This window comes from Polaromonas sp. P3_C2, from assembly GCF_056402675.1.
The window spans coordinates 1-1,302 of sequence record NZ_JBFUGX010000931.1; the positions used below are offsets into that span (position 1 = coordinate 1).

1 protein-coding gene is annotated in these 1,302 nt (G+C 56.0%); it reads right to left on the reverse strand.

The features are described from left to right. Window positions 1–46: 46 nt before the first annotated feature. Window positions 47–1,302: hypothetical protein (locus AC1DWI_RS23505; RefSeq protein ID WP_477725957.1), on the reverse strand; the 1,256-nt coding region annotated here is incomplete at its 5' end.

The following is a 1,302-nucleotide window of genomic DNA, read 5'->3' on the forward strand; positions in this document are numbered from 1 at the left end:
AGCTCCACCAATTGCGGAATGTCGCCCAATGTAGGTGGTGCGATTTTCACGCGGCAGATCCATGCAATTGAACAACCGGCGATTGCGCAGCCTGCTCCCACTGCACCTGAGCAGCCAGCAGGGCGTCATGCGAATCTTGACCGTCAATCGCTTCAATGCTGATCAACGGTGTTGTGTCTTGGGCTCCAGTAACAGTGTTTATCATTTGCACCATCAGCAAGGCCATATGCTCTGGCGTGAGCGGCACAGCCACTACAGAGGTCGCAACAGGTTCGACCAGCGCAACCGAAATAGCATCACCATTGGGCTGTGCGATAGCGGCCGCCGTCGAAGCGCGACCAGCCTCAGAAGCATTCATAGCCGCTAACGTACCTGGCAAGCGAGCGGTTTCATCAACCGCAAACGCCACATCACCCACAGCACCCGTGCGACCATCCGACCACGTAAAGCGAGATTGCCCCAGCTCAGTGACACCGTCCAACTGCCGGATTTGATGGTCGCTTGTGAGACCAATTTGAGTGATGCCGATTTCGTCCAAGGTATGAAACTCGCCCAGAGAGCTCACGCCATTGCCATCAGCATCTTGCCAAACCCCGAATTCCCGCCAACGTGCATCCAACCGGCTCAGCAAGGCGTCGCCATTGCTGTCAAAAGTGGCAAGGCCTTCCAGGTCAGTACGCGAACCGGCGAGGTAGCTTGTAAAAGATATTTCATCAAAACGATCAATCACCCGGTCGGCGCCTATGTCACGCACCAACAAACCGTCGTCGGTCGACACCCACGCCAAGTGCTCTCGCCAGCCGTCGCTATTAACATCGAAATAGGCTTTGGAATCGTCCAGGCCCACGTATTGCAAGCCATTACCATTCAGGTCCAGCGTGACAGGCTTTTTACCGCCGCCTCCACCACTTGCGTTAGAACCCATATGCACGGTATTGATGGCAACGGTGGTACCGGCACCGCCGCTGTCAGTCACATTGATGCTGAAGGGATCAGCACCGCTGTAGCCATCGCCTCRCTGGCTGTAATACTGCCACGCGCCCGTCTCACTGACCCAATAGGAGCCAGCCTGGGTGTGATCGATCGAGTCCGGCGCGTTTGCCGCTGTGTACAGGTTGGCCCAGGCATGGCCATGCTGTGCCGATGCACTCAGTCCAAAACTAAGTTGATCTGAATTTCCGTCCGGGTCAAAAGCCACCACACCGCCGTTTTGACGATACGGATCATCGTCCAGATAGCCCGATTCGCCACTCGTAAACGTTGCATCCTGATTATCAAAACCGACTGGGCGCAGGTGACCGT